Origin of the sequence: Microcystis sp. M53602_WE12, from assembly GCF_030065455.1 — a bacterium.
In the GTDB taxonomy this organism is placed as follows: Bacteria; Cyanobacteriota; Cyanobacteriia; order Cyanobacteriales; family Microcystaceae; genus Microcystis; species Microcystis aeruginosa.
The window spans coordinates 1-3683 of the sequence record NZ_JASJFB010000299.1 but is presented as its reverse complement, the minus strand read 5'-3'; the positions used below and the strand labels follow the sequence as shown (position 1 = coordinate 3683).

The 3683-nt window shown below is 42.4% G+C and carries 4 protein-coding genes and 1 pseudogene; 2 read left to right on the top strand and 3 right to left on the bottom strand.

Annotated elements, in window-relative coordinates:
• Positions 1–88 (bottom strand): annotated as a pseudogene (locus PX482_RS10705) (IS200/IS605 family transposase); the annotation flags it as partial.
• 156 nt (positions 89–244) lie between these two features.
• On the opposite strand from PX482_RS10705, the gene PX482_RS10700 reads away from it, so the two are divergent.
• Complete coding sequence (locus PX482_RS10700; protein ID WP_002763730.1) at positions 245–625, top strand: pepsin/retropepsin-like aspartic protease family protein; 381 nt, start codon at positions 245–247, stop codon at positions 623–625.
• Positions 626–834: 209 nt separating this feature from the next.
• On the opposite strand, the gene PX482_RS10695 is transcribed toward PX482_RS10700, so the two are convergent.
• Entirely contained in the window at positions 835–1920 is a 1086-nt protein-coding gene (locus PX482_RS10695) for a class I SAM-dependent methyltransferase (RefSeq protein WP_288026664.1), read from the bottom strand.
• A 267-nt stretch (positions 1921–2187) separates the two neighbouring features.
• On the opposite strand from PX482_RS10695, the gene aqpZ reads away from it, so the two are divergent.
• Complete coding sequence (gene aqpZ / locus PX482_RS10690; RefSeq protein WP_288026662.1) at positions 2188–2949, top strand: aquaporin Z; 762 nt, start codon at positions 2188–2190, stop codon at positions 2947–2949.
• Positions 2950–2986: 37 nt separating this feature from the next.
• Here the strand turns inward: aqpZ and tsaE are convergent, their stop codons facing one another.
• Complete coding sequence (gene tsaE / locus PX482_RS10685) at positions 2987–3457, bottom strand: tRNA (adenosine(37)-N6)-threonylcarbamoyltransferase complex ATPase subunit type 1 TsaE (protein ID WP_002759256.1); 471 nt, start codon at positions 3455–3457, stop codon at positions 2987–2989.
• Positions 3458–3683: the final 226 nt, after the last annotated feature.

Here is a 3683-nt window from a genome sequence, read left to right as displayed (position 1 = left end):
CGAAAACGGCTTTACGATATTTGGCTGGGAACACTAAATGATATAGCAAAACACTTACATTATGGCTCTTATGGATGTATTCACTCATTTTTCTATTGTACGCCGCGAGCGGCGGGGAATTAGACCCGAAGAGATTAAAAACTGATTATTTATTCCTCCTTTTGCCTGTTGCCTGTCCTGATAAGTAGCCTATGCTCAACGGATTTAGTATAATCTAATTAATAGACCACCTCAACAGGATAAAATGGGTTTAGTTTCAGCCAAAATACAACTTAGTAACCCCGTTGATCGTTCCCTATCGCCTCTAGAAACCCCAGCCTTGGCTGATACGGGAGCCTTGCATCTCTGCATTCCTGCACATATTCAAATTCAGTTAAAATTAACTGAAATCGATCGCAAGGAGGTAATTTTAGCCGATGGTTCCCGTCAACTGGTTCCCTACGTTGGACCGATCGAAATTCGTTTCAAAAACCGCATCGGTTTCGTCGGTGCTTTGGTAATGGGGGATCAAGTATTGCTTGGTGCTATCCCAATGGAAGATTTAGACTTAATCGTTATTCCCGCAACCCGGACTATTGATATTAACCCCAATAGTCCTAATGTAGCTACCTCGATCGCTAAATAGGGCTGGCTGAATAAATATAAAAACCTTGTTGGATAAGGCTTTTAGACTTTTTTTCCCGCAAAAAGTGCCTACCATTGGAGTGATCGGGGGTAAAATTCAAGTACTTTTTCCCCCCTGATCACTGCAAGAGCTGGCACTTTTTGATTTTAAACAAGCCTAAAGATATTATCCAACAAGGTTTTTAGATTTATTCAGCAATCCTTAATTAATTAGTCCTTGAGCAGTGCGATACATTGGGCTAAAGAAGCATTAGTTTTCAGTGCTTGCGGGTTAATATGGGTGGCAGCGGCTCGATAACCTTGTTCTAAGAGAGCTGCAATTAAATCTTCCCTTTTGGGTAAATCTAATTTCCCCCTTCTACCAATTTCCCGAAAGCTATAAAAATAGGGAGGAAAATCGTTCTCTTCCCTCATTATTTCTAACAATTTAACTACCTTTTTCCACTGCCATTGATCGGCTAAATCTGCCATTTTTTCTAGATACAAGCGATCGTGTAAACTGCCTAACCACAAGGGTCCGGTTAAAGTTAAAGGTTGCCCGTCCCCAGAACAAACTATCTTGCCTAACTTCGGCCAAGGCACTGATTGATATTCCCCGCAGCTATGACAATAACCGAGAAAACCGTAGTTATGACTATTTAATTGTCTATTAGCCGTTAACCGCACCATCACCCGATAACTTTGACCAAAAAAGAAGGAAAAAACCGGCGTAATTCCTAAACCTAATCGGGCCGATTCTAATTGCAAACCAGCGATAATTAATCTTAATCCCTGTTCGTGGGCAGCTGGATGATTGCGAGCAGAGGCTCCATAATCAGCTAAACTATTTTCTAGATTATGACCCGTCAGCGTCCGTCCATCGGTATTAGTTAGATAAATTAAACCACCGATTTTAGTGGCTAAAGGAATAGCACTAAACAGAGATGCAGGGGAACCAAAAGCATCAATATCAACTAGATCGTAATGGTCTTTTTTAAGATAACATTCTAGGAGAACTTCTTGAGCAGATTTATAGGTTATTTTCCCTTGTTTCTGTTGTAATAAACTCTCTAAATTAGCGGCTAAAGTTGGCTGAATTTCTGGATTACCATCATTAACCCACAGCCAATCCGCACCACTTTCTAACCAATACCTGAGCGCTCGCACACCAGAGCCGCTCATTACCTCTAAAACGCGCAAACTTCCCCGCTCTTTTTGGGCAATTGCCGCCCCTAAAACTCCTAAATCTCGGACGATTTTACTCTCCGGTCGATAAAAAGTATTGTTGATATTAAATATCGCTTTTTCTTCCTGCATCGCTCATCTCATAATTAGCACTCGGCGGAAAGGGTCAACCACTGCCAAAATCCATCAGACATCAAGATAGAAGTAAATCTAAAGAAAGTGTGAAATTATCAGAAATTCCCGATTTTTTTACTATTATATCCCTAAAAAGCTGATAGTTTCCCCATGAGAACGGCAAATTGAAGGTAAAAAATAACTATTTTTTAATATCTTATAACAGTTTAATCCGGTCTGATGGGAGATAACCTAAAAGCAAAATCATTCAACCTTGATATAGAGATGAAAAAGTATCTAGCAGAGTTCATCGGGACGTTTTGGCTCGTTCTCGGCGGTTGCGGTAGTGCTGTTTTAGCGGCAGTATTTGTGGGTAAAGCCAAGAGTGTCGTAGATGGTGCTGATTTTAATATCCATCTGGGGATTTCTTTTGTGGGTGTCTCCCTCGCCTTCGGTTTAACCGTCCTCACTCTTGCCTACGCTTTAGGGCATATTTCGGGGGGACATTTTAATCCCGCCGTTTCCTTCGGTCTCTGGGCAGGTAAACGCTTCCCCGGTTCGGAACTACTTCCCTACATCATCGCTCAAGTTTTAGGGGCGATTTTAGCGGCAGTAATTATCTACATTATTGCTAGTGGTCAACCCAGTTTCGCTCTGGGAGGCAGTAACCCTCTGGCCACCAATGGTTACGGAGAACATTCTCCCGGTGGTTACAGTTTATTCGCCGCTTTGGTCACGGAAGTGGTCTTGACCTTCATGTTCTTAATCATCATTTTAGGCTCTACCGATCGACGCGCTCCGGCCGGTTTTGCTCCCATCGCTATTGGTTTAGGATTGACCTTAATTCACTTAATTAGCATTCCCGTGACCAATACCTCCGTTAACCCCGCTCGTAGTACCGGTGTTGCTCTTTTATGCGGTAATATAGCTCTCGTTGGTCAATTATGGTTATTCTGGATTGCTCCCATTGTTGGGGCCGTGGCGGCGGGTTTCCTCTACAATAGTTTCTTTGAAGAAACTTTAGAAGAAAGACGAGTTAGAGAATAAGTGGAAAGTTACCGCTAAAGTTTGATTGCTTCAAAAGTCAAGTGCTGATAGCGATTCCTGTGGGGTCGCTATTTTTTTCGTCCCCACCGACAAAATTGAGCAGCGCTCGTCGTCCTTGCTCGCCTCGATCGAGTAAAGTAATCTCTAGATAATTTTCTGGCAAAAAAGTTAAACGTTCCGACCATTCGATCGCCACTATCCCTAAATCCACCTCGATTCCCTGCCAATAATTTTCTAGGTACAGCGCCTCGATATCTTGACCCTGCAAACGATACAAATCCAAATGATACAAAGGAAGGCGGCCTTCGCTATATTCGTTAACGAGGGTGAAGGTAGGACTAGCTATAGGCTCTTGAATGCCCAATCCTAGGCCAATTCCCTGTACTAAGGTGGTTTTTCCCGCTCCCAAATCGCCTTTTAATAAAATTACACTGCCGGGGGCCAGGGTTTGCCCCAGTTTTTCCCCTAAATTGACAGTAGCTTCTCGATCGGGTAAGTCGATAATCATTTGTTTCCGCTAGGATGCCAATTAATCACTGATTCTAATATGAGTAGGTAGGCGTTAAAAGTTATCAGATGCCCCCCTTATCAAGGCTGTCCTTTAGTCACATCTTTCTTAACATTTCAAACCTTTGTAGCACAAGGCTTTCAAGACTCGGTTAACAATTTGTAATATTCCTTGTTGACACCCTTACTGACAAAGAAAAAACTGAAATCAAGTCAGGATAAGGGTT

What these genes read in the sequence shown, in the direction of transcription:
- PX482_RS10700 (WP_002763730.1), top strand. Translation starts at nt 245, where the DNA reads ATGGGTTTAGTTTCAGCCAAAATACAACTTAGTAACCCCGTTGATCGT.
- tsaE (WP_002759256.1), bottom strand. Translation starts at nt 3,457, where the DNA reads ATGATTATCGACTTACCCGATCGAGAAGCTACTGTCAATTTAGGGGAA.
- PX482_RS10695 (WP_288026664.1), bottom strand. Translation starts at nt 1,920, where the DNA reads ATGCAGGAAGAAAAAGCGATATTTAATATCAACAATACTTTTTATCGA.
- aqpZ (WP_288026662.1), top strand. Translation starts at nt 2,188, where the DNA reads ATGAAAAAGTATCTAGCAGAGTTCATCGGGACGTTTTGGCTCGTTCTC.